Annotated in this window: 12 protein-coding genes; 5 read left to right on the forward strand and 7 right to left on the reverse strand. The window is 62.8% G+C overall.

What is annotated here, in order from left to right; all coding sequences use genetic code 11:
* Positions 1 to 22: 22 nt before the first annotated feature.
* Positions 23 to 502, reverse strand: coding sequence for a PTS sugar transporter subunit IIA (locus ACFMO7_RS14955; protein ID WP_376796292.1), 480 nt, complete (start codon positions 500 to 502; stop codon positions 23 to 25).
* A gap of 598 nt (positions 503 to 1,100) precedes the next feature.
* Between ACFMO7_RS14955 and ACFMO7_RS14960 the strand changes: the two genes are divergently transcribed.
* The 4 genes from ACFMO7_RS14960 (at position 1,101) to ptsP (ending at position 4,651) form a co-directional block, all read left to right on the forward strand.
* Positions 1,101 to 2,015: a MerR family transcriptional regulator gene (locus ACFMO7_RS14960; RefSeq protein ID WP_376796293.1), complete on the forward strand. Its 915-nt coding sequence runs from the start codon at positions 1,101 to 1,103 to the stop codon at positions 2,013 to 2,015.
* Positions 2,016 to 2,146: 131 nt separating this feature from the next.
* Positions 2,147 to 2,548: a PTS sugar transporter subunit IIA gene (locus tag ACFMO7_RS14965; RefSeq protein ID WP_376796294.1), complete on the forward strand. Its 402-nt coding sequence runs from the start codon at positions 2,147 to 2,149 to the stop codon at positions 2,546 to 2,548.
* A 50-nt stretch (positions 2,549 to 2,598) separates the two neighbouring features.
* Positions 2,599 to 2,931, forward strand: coding sequence for an HPr family phosphocarrier protein (locus tag ACFMO7_RS14970; RefSeq protein WP_376796295.1), 333 nt, complete (start codon positions 2,599 to 2,601; stop codon positions 2,929 to 2,931).
* Positions 2,924 to 4,651, forward strand: coding sequence for a phosphoenolpyruvate--protein phosphotransferase (gene ptsP, locus ACFMO7_RS14975; protein WP_376796296.1), 1,728 nt, complete (start codon positions 2,924 to 2,926; stop codon positions 4,649 to 4,651). Before ACFMO7_RS14970 ends, ptsP begins: the two co-directional genes overlap by 8 nt.
* Before the next feature lie 53 nt (positions 4,652 to 4,704).
* On the opposite strand, the gene ACFMO7_RS14980 is transcribed toward ptsP, so the two are convergent.
* The 6 genes from ACFMO7_RS14980 to ACFMO7_RS15005 all read right to left on the reverse strand — a co-directional run bounded on the left by ACFMO7_RS14980 (position 4,705) and on the right by ACFMO7_RS15005 (position 12,827).
* Positions 4,705 to 5,439: a response regulator transcription factor gene (locus tag ACFMO7_RS14980; protein WP_376796297.1), complete on the reverse strand. Its 735-nt coding sequence runs from the start codon at positions 5,437 to 5,439 to the stop codon at positions 4,705 to 4,707.
* Positions 5,393 to 8,167, reverse strand: a complete 2,775-nt coding sequence (locus ACFMO7_RS14985; RefSeq protein ID WP_376796298.1) for an ATP-binding protein — start codon at positions 8,165 to 8,167, stop codon at positions 5,393 to 5,395. The genes ACFMO7_RS14980 and ACFMO7_RS14985 overlap by 47 nt, the downstream gene beginning before the upstream one ends.
* Before the next feature lie 280 nt (positions 8,168 to 8,447).
* The gene (locus ACFMO7_RS14990; RefSeq protein WP_376796299.1) at positions 8,448 to 9,491 is read right to left on the reverse strand and encodes an ABC transporter substrate-binding protein; all 1,044 of its coding nucleotides are present in this window, start codon (positions 9,489 to 9,491) and stop codon (positions 8,448 to 8,450) included.
* A gap of 272 nt (positions 9,492 to 9,763) precedes the next feature.
* Positions 9,764 to 10,654, reverse strand: coding sequence for an ABC transporter permease (locus ACFMO7_RS14995; RefSeq protein ID WP_376796300.1), 891 nt, complete (start codon positions 10,652 to 10,654; stop codon positions 9,764 to 9,766).
* Entirely contained in the window at positions 10,629 to 11,522 is an 894-nt protein-coding gene (locus ACFMO7_RS15000) for an ABC transporter ATP-binding protein (RefSeq protein WP_376796301.1), read from the reverse strand. The genes ACFMO7_RS14995 and ACFMO7_RS15000 overlap by 26 nt, the downstream gene beginning before the upstream one ends.
* Positions 11,523 to 11,951: 429 nt before the next feature.
* Positions 11,952 to 12,827 carry a class I SAM-dependent methyltransferase gene (locus ACFMO7_RS15005; RefSeq protein ID WP_376796302.1) on the reverse strand — a complete coding sequence of 292 codons (876 nt, stop codon included), beginning with the start codon at positions 12,825 to 12,827 and terminating at the stop codon, positions 11,952 to 11,954.
* Positions 12,828 to 13,323: 496 nt separating this feature from the next.
* On the opposite strand from ACFMO7_RS15005, the gene ACFMO7_RS15010 reads away from it, so the two are divergent.
* Complete coding sequence (locus tag ACFMO7_RS15010) at positions 13,324 to 14,265, forward strand: class I SAM-dependent methyltransferase (RefSeq protein ID WP_376796303.1); 942 nt, start codon at positions 13,324 to 13,326, stop codon at positions 14,263 to 14,265.
* The last annotated feature ends 196 nt before the right edge of the window (positions 14,266 to 14,461 follow it).

Here is a 14,461-nt window from a genome sequence, read left to right on the forward strand (position 1 = left end):
TGATTGGCCTGAGTGCCCTTGCTTACTGAGTGGACGATGAAGCTGCAATGATCTGCATGACTTCCTCGGCAGTGGTGCTGGCCACGATGGCGGCCAGCGCCTGCTCATTGGCCAGGAGTTGGGTCAGCATAGTCAGGGCTTGCAGATGTTTCTGGCGGTCAACGGCGCCAAAGGCGATCGCGATCCTGACCGGGTCGTTATCCTCGTTGCCGAAGCGCACAGGCGGCTCCAGCGTCAGCAAGCTCAGGCAAGGCTGTTTAACGCCATCGCTTGGGCGCGCGTGTAGCAGAGCGACACCGGGCACAATGACCATGTAGGGGCCGTAGGTCTGCAGTGCCCGCTGCATGGCCTCGATATAGCGCTCCTCGATGGCGCCGCTGGCCAGCAGCAACTGGCCAGCCTCGCGAATGACCTGCCTGGGGTCGCTGGCGGCGACGCCCAGGCGAATGGTGGCGGGCGTCAGTAGATCTTTGAGCTGAAAAGGCGCTTCAGATGAAGTCACAACCGACCTCTCCAGGATTGGAAGAAGGAGCGGGCGAGACGGGGCGACCAGGGTGGTTGCTCTGTGCTGCGACTCTCATCTCGCTCGCCTGCTTCTGCGCTCATGCTGGCTCTTCCTTCTTTTCTCCTTCCCTCGCTCAGCCGGACCTTAAAGCTGAGGTCGCCGATGTCTCTTGTAGCCGGGCTAACGGGCCTGCGACCAACTCACCAGGCCAGGTGCCAGGTGGGCGTCTTGCTGATCTGGGCTGGGACCTGGCCGAAGCCGGGCTGACCGGCACGCTCCCTTCACCTTCCTCACTCCCGGCCTCTTGGGCGCCTGGTCCAGGTGGAAGAGCCTGCTTGCTACTAGGATAAACTTTGCCGTCGTGTCAAAGTCAAGCAGTCGTGGCCCTCTTTCGCTCTGACGGCTCCAATTCCGCCCTATCCTGGCTGTCTGTGGGCGTACGGGGTAGAGCCTGGCCGGCCCGGTCCGCTCCGCCCTTGCCTTGACTTTCACGTCGCGGCAAGGTTTATCCTAGAGAGAGGAAAAGCGCCTGTGCTCTTTGCGGATGCCAGGCCAGAGCGCTTCCTCAGAGATGAGGAAGGAGGAGAGCAAGCTGGTGCTCAAGATCAGCGATTTCGCCAGGCTCGGGCAGGTCTCCATGAGGACCTTGCGCTACTACGATGAGATTGGGCTGCTCAAGCCGGTACAGGTGGACACCCTCACGGGGTACCGCTACTATGCTGTAGAGCAGCTCACCCGCCTTCATCGCATTCTCGATCTCAAAGAGATGGGCTTCGAGCTGGCTCAGATTGTTCAGTTGCTGGATGAGCAGGTGACCCCTGAGCACTTCCGGTCTGTGCTGCAGCAGCGGCTGGCTGAAGTGCAGCAGCAGATTCTGATCGAGCAAGAGCGACAGGCGCGCATTGAAGCTCGTCTGAAGCAGCTCGCGCTCGATAGTCAGCAGGCCAGCTACGAGGTCGTGCTCAAGCGTCTCAAGCCGCAGCTTGTGGCCTCCAGTCGTACGACGGTCCCCAGTGTGGCCCTCCAACTGCGCTTTGCCCGGCAGATGCTGCAATTCTTGAAAGAGTGCGGGGTCAGGACCAGTGAGCAGCTCCTCTTATTGACGCTGGACACCAATGGGGAGGGGGACAGGAGCCTGGTCGAGGTAGCGATCCCGGTCGAAGGGTCCTCAGTGGGCAATATTGTCGAACGCAGCAGTGGCCACATTACTATTCGAGAGCTACCCGCCGTGACCGCAGCGACCTTACTCTATCGGGGGGACCCCTATGGGCTAAGCGAGGTCTACCAATCTCTGGGCGCCTGGATTGAAGCGCATGGCTACGCTGTTGCTGGCCCTTCCCGTCACCTGCTGCTGCATTATCAGGACGAGCCAGGGAGCTGCCTGAGCGAGGTTCAGCTTCCAGTCGAGCGCAAGGAGGGGGGAGCTGGGCGACTCTTCTTACACAGCGGCCGGCGTCCGGTGGGGGCGGAGGGTGTGGCCCTTCCGGCGCGCGCCACAGCGGGGAGCTGACAGTCGAAGGAACAGGCAGGTTTCCTGCCTTGAGCGTCTACCAGAGCGTGACCGTGTGACCGTGTGATTGATTTGGCTTCACACCCAGGCTGTCCCCTCTGGGCAGCCTTGCTTGAGAGAGGAATGGCCGCGTGATCGGTGTTGTCCTTGTTTCTCATGGCTCGTTAGCTGCCGGGCTAAAGGATGCAGTGGAGATGATCGCTGGTCCCCAGGAGCGCTTCGTGGCCATTGGCATGCCCGCGGGTGGCTCGCTGGAGCAGCTGAAGCGGCAGGTCGAGGCGGCGGTCCGCGAGGTGATGAGCGATGGCGGGGTGCTCATCCTCATCGATATCCTGGGAGGCAATCCGGCCAGCGCCTCCCTCCAATTGGCGCTGCAGGGCACGCAAGTCATTTGCGGCGTCAATCTGCCGATGCTCCTTGAAATTCTCGTTCAGCGAGAATACATGAGCTTGCGCGATCTCACGCCTATCGCCATTCAGGCGGCGAAAGAGGGCGTTATCAATCTTACCCAGCGCCTGGCTGATCGTGGATAGCGGCCTCTGCGCCCTCACATCAGTCCAGCGGAGCAGGAAAGGGGATAGGTTTGGCTGCATCAACAGAAGTGGTTGTTGCCTATCGCGATGGCCTGCATGCCCGTCCGGCCACCTTGCTGGCGAAAACAGCGGCGGCCTTCTCGTCGACGATCACCATCGAAAACCTGACGCAGGGCAGCAAGCCGGTGAATGCCAAAAGTCCACTGACGATCTTATCCATTGGCATCCAGCGCCATGACCGGCTGCGCATCGCTGCTGAGGGGGAAGACGAACAAGAGGCCGTAGAGGCTCTCGCCCAGCTCATCGCTCACAACTTCGGCGAGGCTGAGGCCGAGACCGAGGCCGAGGCGGACGAGCAGCAGGAGCAGATGAGCCATGAATGAGAAGCAAATCCGTGGTATAGCGGCCTCTCCCGGGATAGCTGTCGGCCCCGTCTATCGCTACGAGCCGCCGCGGATCCAGGTGGCAGAGGCAGCGGCTCAAGATGCCGCGGCGGAGCTGGCGCGTCTCGAAGCAGCCCTGGCTGCGGCCCGTCAGGAGATCCGGCTTCTGGCCGAGCAGGCGGGCAAGACTGTAGGACCCCAAGAGGCGGCCATCTTCTCCGCCCATGAGCTATTTTTACAAGATCCCGAGCTGCTGCAGCAGGTTCGGGAGCGCATCCGTCACCGACAGGCTGCCGCTTCCGCCTGGCAGGAAGGCTTTCAGTACTATATTCAGCAACTGCGCACGGTGCCGGACGAGTACCTCCAGGCGCGCGTTCTAGACCTGGAAGATGTGGCGCAGCGGGTGCTTCGCCATCTGATCGGTCAGCCCGAGGAGGGTCTGCAGCTGAGCGAGCCGGCGGTCATCGTGGCGCAGGAGCTGACCCCCTCAGTGGTAGTGCGCTGTCCGCGGGAGCTGATACTGGCTTTTTGCACGGCTCGGGGCGGGCCAACCTCGCACGTTGCCATTCTGGCCAGGGCCTTAGGCGTGCCGGCGGTAGTTGGTTTGGGTGAAGGCCTGCAGGCTTTGCGTTCCGGGCAGACGGTGATCGTGGACGGAGAGCAGGGTCTTGTCGTTGCAGAGCCGGCGGAGGACAAGTTGGCCTCCTATCTCCAGCAAGCTCAATGGCGCCAGCAGCAGGCCAGGCAGGCGGCAATGGCCAGCCTGCAGCCGGCCTGTACCAGAGATGGCCGCTGCTACCCCGTGCGGGCCAATCTCCAGGCTCCCGAGGAAATCGCCGATGTGCGGGCCTTTGGTGCCGAGGGTATTGGCCTGCTGCGCACCGAATTCCTTTTTCTGAACCGTGGTGAGGCCCCCAGCGAGGAAGAGCAACTGGCAGTCTATCGCGCCATCATAGAAGCCATCCAGCCGGCGCCCGTGGTCTTCCGTACCTTTGACATCGGTGGAGACAAGCCGGTCCCCTATCTCTCTCTGCCGCCTGAGACTAATCCTTTTCTGGGCGTGCGCGGTCTGCGCCTGGGACTGAGGCACTCGGAGCTTCTGCGTACCCAGTTGCGGGCCTTACTGCGCGCGGGAGCGGAGCGAGAGCTGCGCATCCTCTTTCCGATGGTTAGCAGCTATGAGGAAGTTGAGGCCCTGCGTCGACTCTTGGAGGGCCTCCAGGCCGAGCTGCGCCAACAAGGGCAGGCTCTGGCCAGGCGGGTGGAGCTTGGCATTATGATCGAGGTACCGGCTGCTGCCCTGCTTGCCGATGCTTTGGCCGAAGCTGTTGACTTCTTGAGCCTGGGCACCAACGATCTGACTCAGTATACCCTGGCAGCCGACCGGACCAACGAGGGCACGGCTCCCCTGGCCGATCCTCTTCATCCGGCGGTGCTGCGTCTGCTTCAGTTGACCGTTGAGGCTGCCCACCGTCACCGGCGCCGGGTGGAGATCTGCGGTGAACTGGCCAGCGAGCCGCTGGCTCTCCCCCTATTGCTGGGCCTGGGCATCGACGAGCTGAGCATGGTCCCTCGGGCTGTCCCCCAGGCCAAGCAAGTGATTCGGCGCTGCAGCCTGAGCGAGGCGCAGCAGCTAGCCCAACAGGCCCTGCGCCTGCGCACCGCCGCGGAGGTACGTGCCTGCCTGCGAGCCAGCTTCCCCGCAGACGTGGTCCCTTGAACAACAGGGGCCGAGAGCAGAGGCGGTGGAGGAGCCGGAGGAGGCCGCCGGCTCTAGTCCTCCGCGGGGCCAGGAATCACCAGGCGATAGCCCACTCCCGGCTCGGTCAGCAAGTAGCGGGGGTGGGCCGGGTCCGGCTCCAGCTTCTGGCGCAGGCGATTGAGGTAGACACGGAGATACTCCACCTCGCCGCCATACTCGGGTCCCCAGACGTGCTGAAGCAGCCAGCGATGAGTCAGGACCTTACCGGCCTGGGTAACTAACTGCTCCAGCAGCGCGAATTCCGTCGGAGAAAGACGGACCTCCTCGCCGCCGCGGCGCACAATGCGCCTGGCCAGATCCACCTCGATCTCTCCAAAGCGGTGTGCACCTGGGGCCGGCGAGACTGAGACCCCGCTCTCCCAATGAGCGCGTCGCAGCACCGCCCGCACTCGTGCCAGCAACTCCTCGACCCCGAACGGCTTAGTCAGGTAATCGTCTGCTCCCAGGTCGAGCGCCGCCACCTTATCGCGCTCAGAGTCGAGGGCCGTCAGCACGATAATGGGGACCGTCGACTGCTCGCGCACGCGCCGACAGACCTCCAGTCCATCCATACGGGGCATCATGAGATCAAGGATCAGCAGGTGCGGTCGTTCGCGCTCAAAGATGGCCAGCGCCTCCAGGCCGGTAGCGGCCTCCAGTACATCGAAGCCCCGCACGCGCAGATTGCGGCTCACGAAGTCGCGCAGCGCCAGCTCATCCTCAGCGAGCAGAATGCGCCTGGCCTTGCCTGTTCCTGTGGTAGCCATCGCTGCTCTCTCCCTCTGCTTTGTCTGCCTCACCAGGCGTTCCAGGCGCCGTCGGTGAGGCGCACGGCAGCGAAAAGTAAATAGCGGTGCCCTGGCTGTCACTTTGGACCCAGATGCGTCCCCCATGGGCCTCCACGAAGGCCTTGCAGATTGCCAGGCCCAGTCCTGTCCCGCCAGCATGCTGGTGGCGTCCGCGTGAAGCCCGGTAGAAGCGTTCAAAAATATGCGGCAGCTCCTCGGGAGCAATGCCGGGCCCGTCATCGATCACCGCGAAAGTGAGCATGGATTCGCCATCGGAGGAGGGCCAGGCTCTGACCTGCACCTGCTGTGCTCCGTAGAGCAGAGCATTGTTGATCAGATTGTGCAGGACCACCTCGATCCGTCCGCGATCGACCAGTACCGGCGGCAGTCCCGGCGGGATCTCCACAGTCAGCCGGGCTGTCCCTGACTTGATCCGCTCGCCGACCGTCAACACCAGGGCGCGCGGCTCGACAGGAGCGCGCTGGAGCTGTAACAGACCGGCCTCCTGGCGCGAGAGATCGAGCAGATTGCGCACAAGCTGTGTCAGGCGATCGGCCTCCTGCATAATAGTCTGCAAAAACTGCTGCTGCTCTTCTGGGGGCCAGACCACGTCTTGTTGGAGCAAGGTCGAGGCGTAGCCCTTGATAGCGGCTAACGGCGTGCGCACCTCGTGGCCCACAGCCGCCAGCAAGGTTGTCTTAAACTCATCCAGCTCGCGCTCGCGCGTGACATCGCGCACCAGCAAGCCGCGTCCGATCGTCTCGCCACTTTCGCTCTGGACTGCGAAGAGTCGTAGCTGGAGGGCGCGCGCCTGGGCACCCTCGCGGTTCTTGATCAGGAAGGCTGCTGGCTCCGTGCGCTTCACGGCCCGAGCGCAGGCCTCCGCCTCAGCCCCGCTCTCCTGGAGAGCCTCATAAAAGGTGGCCATGGGCTGCCCCTCCAGCGCCGGGCGGGAGAGGCCGGCGATCAGGCAGGCTGCCTGGTTAGCGTAGAGAATCCGGTCATCGCTGCCCAAGAGGAGCAACCCATCCTGCATGCTCTCCATGATGGCTGCCAGCCGCCGCTTCTCCTCGCTGGCTTGTCGGTAGAGGCGTTCGTTCTCCTGAGCCACCTGGCGCAGGCGCTCGTCGCTGCGCTCATAGAGCATAGCGTGCTCCCAGGCCAGAGTAGCATAGTTGGCGAAGGTCGAGAGCAGCTGCACCTCATGCTCCTCGAAAAGACGAGGCTCCTGTCGGTGGACCACCAGGACGACGCTGCCAACGTGGTGGCTGATGATGGGCAGGGCCAGAACGGCGCGGAAGCCGTCGTCGTAGGCGAAAGAAGGCTGGCTGCCATCGAGGAGCTTCTGGACTGGCTGGCCGCTGTGTAGGGCCAGCACGGCTGCCGAGCTAACGCGCTCGGGCGAGAGCGAGAGCAGGCGGTTGTAGCGCTCGCTGTGGCCGCTACTCTGCAAGACGCGCAGCACTCCCTGCTCATCAGGGAGCAGTACTGCCACCGCCTGGACATCGACCAGGCGCTGGACCTCGGCCATGATCTCCTCGATGACAGCACGGGGATCAAGAGAGCTGACCACGGCGTTAGAGGTCTCTAACAGGGTATGCAGCTCGCTCAGCTTGCGCAGGCCGTCGCGTTCCAGCCGAATCAGGGAACGCGCCAGATCGCCGATCTCGTCGCGCTGGCTGGCGAGCAGGAGGGTGGCCGGGGGAATGGCTTGGGCGCTGGCTGGCAGCGCCTGGTGCTGGCTAGCCAGCGTCTGCAGGGGACGAATGACGCGCATGAGCAAGAGCAGCCAGAAGAGGAGGCCGCCCAGGGTGAACAGCAAGGCCACGAGCAGAAGCCAGAGATGAAACTGATCCACTACGGCCAGAGCCTCGCCCGACGGTCGCTCAACTACCACCGCCCAGCCGACGTTCGGTACCGGCACCGAGCTAAATAGCCAGTCCTGGCCATCTGGTCCCGGTCCGGGGCGCGAGAGACTCTGACCCTGGAGCGCTTGCGAAGCGCCCGCTAGCTCGCTGAGGGCTGTCTCCAGAAGGCGGCGGCGCTCGGAGGCGGCTACGACCACCCCGTTGCCGTCGATCACTGTGATGATCAGGTGCTTCCCCTGTCTCTGCTGGGCCTGGACCACATTGACAAGTGGCAGGCTCAGCTCAGCCAGAGAGAAACTGGCGGCGATCAGACCGCGCAGGCGGCCCTGGGAGCGCACCGCCTGGGCCACAATGACACCCGGAGTAGCCAGCCTGCCGGGCGCCAGACCCACGATGCCCACCTCAAAAGCGGGCTGGCTGCTCTTGAGGGCTTGCTCGACAACCGTGGGCGGCGAGAATTCGGCGCCGGTGGCAACGTGGCCTGCGGGCCAGGCCACCAGCACGGCCCCGAAAGGATCGAGCCAGTAGACATGGTCAACGTCGCTCCGTGCCTCCTGCCATGCCTGGAAGAGGCGTTCAAGCGAGGAGGGGGCTTCTCCCGGGATCTCCAGCACCAGACGGCCCAGCCTCGCGAGCGCTTGCTCTGCCCCCAGGAGCTGCAGGCTGGTCTCGCGGGCAATTTCCTCCGCCAGGGCCTGATCGGCGGCCTGAACGTCGCCGCGCAAACGCTGCTCAACAAGCGTGTTGATCCCTACTCCGCCGAGCAGGACAACGCTAACGAAGAGCAAGTAGACCGTGAGCAGGCGAGTAAGTAGCGAGCGACGCGCCGCTGGCCGCATACGCCTTCCTCCACGCTGAAGCTGGCCGGCTCCGCCATAAAGGGGCGCCCGCTTTCTGCTTCTCTGACGAGACGTCTGCCAGGGTGGTTCTCTCCCCTCACAGAAGCAGCAACCTGGCGCCTCTGCTCAGTAGGGACCGGATCGTCTCCCAGGCTCTGCCCCCTTCTTCCCCTCTGGCTCATCGAGGTGGGGGCAGAGCCTGCGTCATTCATTATACTATGCCTATCCTTGTGATCGCTCTGCTGTTTAGATCCCCTGGCTTGCTTTCTTCTGCTGCCAGCTAGCTGGCCTTACTGGCAAACTCGTTGGTGTAGGTCGCGCCTAAATCGATCTGCTTTCCCTGCACCGTCGAGTTCGACTGTTGCTCGGTGCTCAGGACGAATTCGGGGCCGCCGGCTGGCATGAGGCCATCGGGACTAAAGATCGCTAGCTGGTTCTGCAGGGCCGTCACATAAAGTTGTTTGTTGCCGGCGTAGTAGTCGGCGGGCATCATGTCGGCGATCTGCTCCGCGGTGTGGCTGTGAATCCATTTCAGAGTTTTGACATAGGCATTGACCAGTTTCTGCACCACATCCTTATGAGCGTTCACATAGTCGTTGCGCATGAAGACGCAGATAAAGGGATAGGGGCCGCCGAGGGCGGCTTGGGTTGTCTGGGGCGTGCGCAGGTCGACCAGGACCTTACCGATGCCGCTTGCCAGGATGCGCGAAATAGTTGGCTCCGTGGTCATTCCGGCATCGATCTTGCCTTGCTGCAGGGCGGCAATAAAGGTATCGCCGGCCCCCACCGGGACGAAGTGGACCTGACTGGGAGCAATGCCGACCTTGTGGAGAAGGACCGTCGTCAGGGTCTGCGTCCCTGACCCCAGCTCGGTGACACCGAGGTTCTTCCCCTTGAGATCGCTCACCGAGCGGATCTGGCCGGCCTCGCGGGTGGCCACGATCTCAGCTTCGCCTGGGGCGATATCGAGCTGGACGACGCATTCCATCTGTTTGCCTGCCGCCTGCAGCTCGATGGTATGGTTGTAGGAGCCGGAGCCGGCATCAACCTGCCCGGCCAACACTTCGTCCTCAGCCGATTGGCCTGAAGCTTCGTCGATGAGCGTGACGGCCAGGCCCTCCTGAGCGAAATAACCCAGCCGCTGCGTCAACATATTAGGCAAATAGATCTGCTTGCTCAAACCCCCGACCATGATCTTGAGCTGAATCTTGCCGTTGCTCACGGTTGGCCCGCTCGTGCCGCCGCCACAGGCGGTGACCAGTAGGGCCACCGAAAGCAGGAGCACGCTCATGGGCAGTCGTAGCCACTCTCGCTTGACACTCATGGTCTTCCTCTTTCTCCCTTCGTGCTTTTGTTCGGGTTCGAGTGCTCGGGCAGACAGTCCCCAGGGGTCCTCTCTTCGCCGGTGCTTCTGCGCTAAGGGTGGGTTGGGTTAGGTAAGATGAGGTGCTCGCCAATGAGCTAGCTGTCGGCTGGGCCTGGCTGGACTGACCAGAAGGGCTGGCCAGGACAGACCAGGAGGCTCACCCGCCCCAACCCAGCACAGGAGCCGCTTCCTGCCGGCGTCTGCGCCGGCCAGGATAGAGGGAACCGACCTCAGAGGGTGACCTCACTGAGGGCGGTCGGACGCCAGCGCAGCAGACGCCGCTCTAGGGCCGTGATCACGACCTCCGAAAGGAGGGCGACCGTGGCCAGAATCAGCATGGCGGCGAAGACTCCATTGGCATTGAAGGTTGCCCCGGCATTCTGGATCATCAGGCCAATGCCCTCGATCGAGCCGACGAACTCGCCAACCACGGCCCCGACCAGGGCAAAGCTGAAGCTCGTATGCAGGCTGGCAATGATCCAGGTGAGGGCCGAGGGCAAGATCACCTCGCGGAAGAGTTGCCAGCGGTTCGCTCCCAGAATACGGGCGTTGGCCAGCAGGTTCCGGTCGACCTCGCGTACGCCCTGGAAGGCGTTAAAGAAGACGATGAAGAAGACCAGGACGACCGCCAGGGCGACCTTCGACTGACTCCCCAGGCCCAGCCCGATGGCGAAGAGCGGCGCCAGGGTCACGCGGGGAATCGAGTTGGCGGCCTTGATGTAGGGGCCGAGCAGCTCGGCCAGAAAGGCGTTGCGACCCAGCAGGACGCCGAAGCTGATGCCGAGAACGACCCCGATCAGGAAGCCGAGCAGAGCCTCCTCCAGGGTCACGGCGATCTGGGCCCAGAGCGGTCCCTGAGCGGTGCCGTGCAGTACCCAGGTTACAAGCTGCTGCCAGATCCCAGACGGGCGCCCCCAGAAGAAGGCATCGATCACCCCGAGGCGTGTGCCCGCTTCCCAACCGCCGATCAGAGCTACCAGGAGCAACAGGCGCAGCACGTTGATGAGCCAGCGCCGACGTCGGCGTCGACGGCTGAGGGCCGCCAGGGCTGCGCTATCTGTCTCCTCTGCCAGGTTGGCGATCTCCTGCCGCCGCTCATGAAGAGTGCTTGGCTCGTTCATAGCTGATCATCACCTCGTCGCGGAGGTCCTCCCAGATGTCGTGATAGAGCTGGATAAAGCGCGGATCAAAGCGGATCTCGGCCACGTTGCGCGGGCGAGGTAGATCGATGGGGTAGATGCCCTTGACCGTAGCTGGGCCGGCGGTCAGCACGCAGACGCGATCGGCGAGGGCGATCGCCTCCTCCAGGTCGTGCGTCACAAAGACCACCGAGGCCGAGAGCGCCGACCAGAGTTGCAGTAGTTCGTTTTCCATCAGGGTACGTGTTTGTACGTCGAGCGCGCTGAAAGGCTCGTCCATCAGCAGAATCTGGGGCTCGTTGATGAAGGTCTGGGCGAGAGCCACGCGCTTGCGCATGCCGCCCGAGAGCTGATGGGGATAGCGATCTTCGAAGCCTGCCAGACCAACGCGGGCGATCCAGGCCCGGGCCCGCTCCAGGGCTTCGCGTTTTGGGACACCGCGGAAGAGGGGACCGGCGGCCACGTTATACAGCACGTTCTTCCAGGGGAAGACAGCGTCGGTCTGGAAGACGTAGCCGATGCGTGGGTCGCTGCCGCGTACCTCCTCTCCCATGACCAGGACGGTGCCGGCACTCGGAGCATCCAGTCCGGCGATGAGGCTCAAAGTGGTCGATTTACCGCAGCCGGTGGGACCGATCAGGGCGCAGAATTCGCCCGGGGCGACGCTGAGGTTCAGATCCCGTAGCGCGGTGTAGCTCTGCCCACGGGGAGTGAGAAAGCGCTTGGTCACCTGGCGCAGTTCGATGGCTGGCACACTGTCCTGGGGGGAGCTATTCCTGGCCGTGTCCTCGGCCAGAGCACGCGGAGCATGAGATGGGGCGGGTGAGATGTTCCTCTGCGAATGGTGCATTGTTTCTGTATTTCCTGCCGCGGAAGATTCTGCCCGTATCGCGGTGATGGCTTGCCAGCCAGGCGGCCTGCTGAAGGGATGGGACAGCAGGGCCGTTCAGCAGGCCGCCTGACTCCGTTCTCAATGGCTCGTTTCCGAACGGACATTCTGAATCTACCCGATGATGCGTAAATAAGGCATAAATGAACCCTGGAAAGAGTTAAACATTGCGTAAATGCCCGGAGCCATTCAAAGAAACCTGGCTCGCCGGGTTGCCTGAGCTGTGTGTCCACTTGTCAGGAAGAGAAGGGGGACTGAAAGGAAGCAAAGAAGGAACGATCGTTTGGGCAGGAGAGGTCTGAAGCTCGAAAGGGGAGAGTGAGGCAGCCCGCTAGTGCCGATGGCGCTGGCTCCTCTCTGCGAGCATGCCGCGAGCATGCCTCACGCCCGTTATGCCTCGGTCTTATCTGTAGCTGTCGCCGTCGGCTTGCGTCCCCAGACAGTCAGCAGCAGCCAGAGAGCGCAAAAATCCTCTTGCTGCATCTCGGCCAGGGCCTGCTGAATGAGGCGTTCCAGCTCCTCTTTTTCGACCAGGCCCACCTTGAGCAGAAAGGGTTGGATCAGTTCCATGCCGACCAGATGGTCCTTGAAGACGGGATAATGGGCCTCTGTCCCCATCGACCACTCGATAGCGCTGGCTCGGAGCCGCACGTCCCCAAAGCTGGCCTTGCGCACCAGCCGTGGCAGCACGGGCGTGATGCCGAGGTGGCGCCCGTCGGGAGAGAAGCTTTGTCCAACGCGCCGGAAAGCCTCGGAGATCAGCGAGCTGAAGCGCTCGTAGGCGGGGCTGGTTGTCAGGGGCAGCTCCCCCTCGGTCAGGCGAATGACGCCCCCGGGTTTGAGCAGGCGATAGCACTCAGCCAGCAGGCGGGGCCAGGCATCGGGCAGCATGAAGCCTGAGAGGGCACGCCCGTTGATCAGATCAAAGGAGGCGTCGGCGAAAGCCAGCGGCTCCATGATATTGCCAACCTGGAAGCGGACGTTCTTCAGTCCACGCGACTGAGCCTGGGCCTGGGCATATTCGATCACCTGGGGGCTGATGTCGATCCCAATCACCTCGACGTGGGGATAGTGGAAAGCGACCTCCAAAGCCCAGCCGCCAGGGCCACAGGCCAGATCGAGCAGGCGCCCACTCTCCGGCAGGAGCTGGCCCTCGGGGAAAAGGCCGCCCATGCCTTCGGTGAGCAATCGGTCCTGTTGCATCAAGCGGGCCAGCTCGCCGGCGTTTTCTGGATCAATGACGTAGGTATGATCAGGTTCCGCCATGCACTCGCTTCCTTTCCTGTCTGGATGAAGAGGCACGCCGTTCGGGGCGTCTCCAAAGCCAGGCTGTCGCTGCTGTTCATGACTCTGCTCCCTCAAGTGTAGCAGAAAGCGGTCCGGGAGTGGAAGGGGGTTGGGAGCGAAATGCGGGCAAAATGATGTGACACCGGTAAGCTGTTTCCTCTCCTGGCAAGGCCCGTTTCCTTCTCTGCAAAGGGCCTTGTGAAAAAACCATAAAAATCGGAGAGAGTGCTCTTTTCTCCCGCGAGGCGCCTTGACAGCGGCTTATCTGCTTTTCTACACTCTCTACTGAACTGTCTTCCCTGTCTTGCTGCCTGTTTCCCTGGAAGATGAGAGGGGAATAGCCTGTCGCTGGCTGTCCGGTGCTGTCTTGTCTACGAGTGTGGCGCTGTGGACGAGGGGAGGGAAATGGGCCGGGGAGGAAGCTATGCTACGATCTTGCTTGAGAGGGGCAGAGCGGAGCAGAAAGGAGGAGAGAATGCCCTGGTGGTTGTTTCGGCGCCGGCGCGAGAGCAGGGCCGCCGAGGGGGTAAAGGTAACAGGACGCCCGCCTCGCAGGTCTCCGGATGAGGTGGCTTTGCCGCGCTTGCAAGGGAGCCGCCGCTATTTGGGGGAGCAGCCCTACTTGTTGCCGAAGGATCTGGGGGAGGTCAATCGTCTTGACTTTCAGCATTATGTGCTGCGCAGTGTGCTGAAAGGGAACTATCTGGCGCCGGTCAGGCGGCCGCGCCGCATTTTGGATGTGGGCTGCGGGACGGGGCAATGGGCCATTGAGCTGGCGCAGCAATTTCCGGAGGCGGAAGTCATCGGGCTGGATGTGGAACAGGTGAAAACCAGGAGCGCGCCACCGCCAAACTTCCGCTTTGTGCAGGGAGATATTTTGGAGGGCCTGCCTTTTGAGGAGGGCTACTTCGATTTCGTCCACCAACGTCTCCTGTTCCTGGCCATTCCTTTGCCTGCCTGGCCAGGAGTTGTCCAGGATCTGGCGCGCGTCACGGCTCCCGGCGGCTGGATCGAACTCGTTGAAGGTAGCCCGAGTTCGAGCAGCTTTGTTCCTGCTGGCCCAGCCACGCAGCAGCTCTGTGGCTTGATCGGCCAGCTTGCCTCGCTGCGCGGCCTCGATAGTGAGGGCGTAGTAATGCGCTCACTGGAGCGCTACCTGGTGGAGGCCGGTCTCATCAATATTCAGCGCTGCCCAATTGAGATTCCTGTGGGGGAGTGGGGGGGACGCCTCGGCTCCTTAATGGCTTTGGATGTCCGTGAAGGAGTCAAGGCTGTTAGCGCTCCAGTTGCGGCGCGCTTTGGTATGTCCGAATCAGAAGTCCTGAATCTGCTTGACCGAGCCAGCCAGGAATGGAACGAGCTGAGGACCTCTTACTCGCTTGCCGTTGCCTATGGTCAGAAGCCGGCAATCGGCTAGGGCTGGTGGCCGATGCACGCTGCGAGGAGAAGCGCCTGGCTGGGAGCGGCGCAAGAGAGGCTCCCTGCCTTGCGGCGGCGACCGCCCGGAGTGAGTGACTGGGAGGTCCTCGGTGGCAGAAAGATCAGCGCGAGGCAGATGTCTTGCGCACCTCGCGCTGACCTGGCTGTGGCCAGCCTTTCTGACCAGCAACCTT

Source organism: Thermogemmatispora sp. (assembly GCF_042408735.1).
GTDB lineage: Bacteria > Chloroflexota > Ktedonobacteria > Ktedonobacterales > Ktedonobacteraceae > Thermogemmatispora.

What these genes read in the sequence shown, in the direction of transcription:
- ACFMO7_RS15000 (WP_376796301.1), bottom strand. Translation starts at nt 11,522, where the DNA reads ATGCACCATTCGCAGAGGAACATCTCACCCGCCCCATCTCATGCTCCG.
- ACFMO7_RS14990 (WP_376796299.1), bottom strand. Translation starts at nt 9,491, where the DNA reads ATGAGTGTCAAGCGAGAGTGGCTACGACTGCCCATGAGCGTGCTCCTG.
- ACFMO7_RS15005 (WP_376796302.1), bottom strand. Translation starts at nt 12,827, where the DNA reads ATGGCGGAACCTGATCATACCTACGTCATTGATCCAGAAAACGCCGGC.
- ACFMO7_RS14980 (WP_376796297.1), bottom strand. Translation starts at nt 5,439, where the DNA reads ATGGCTACCACAGGAACAGGCAAGGCCAGGCGCATTCTGCTCGCTGAG.
- ACFMO7_RS14995 (WP_376796300.1), bottom strand. Translation starts at nt 10,654, where the DNA reads ATGAACGAGCCAAGCACTCTTCATGAGCGGCGGCAGGAGATCGCCAAC.
- ACFMO7_RS14985 (WP_376796298.1), bottom strand. Translation starts at nt 8,167, where the DNA reads ATGCGGCCAGCGGCGCGTCGCTCGCTACTTACTCGCCTGCTCACGGTC.
- ACFMO7_RS15010 (WP_376796303.1), top strand. Translation starts at nt 13,324, where the DNA reads ATGCCCTGGTGGTTGTTTCGGCGCCGGCGCGAGAGCAGGGCCGCCGAG.
- ptsP (WP_376796296.1), top strand. Translation starts at nt 2,924, where the DNA reads ATGAATGAGAAGCAAATCCGTGGTATAGCGGCCTCTCCCGGGATAGCT.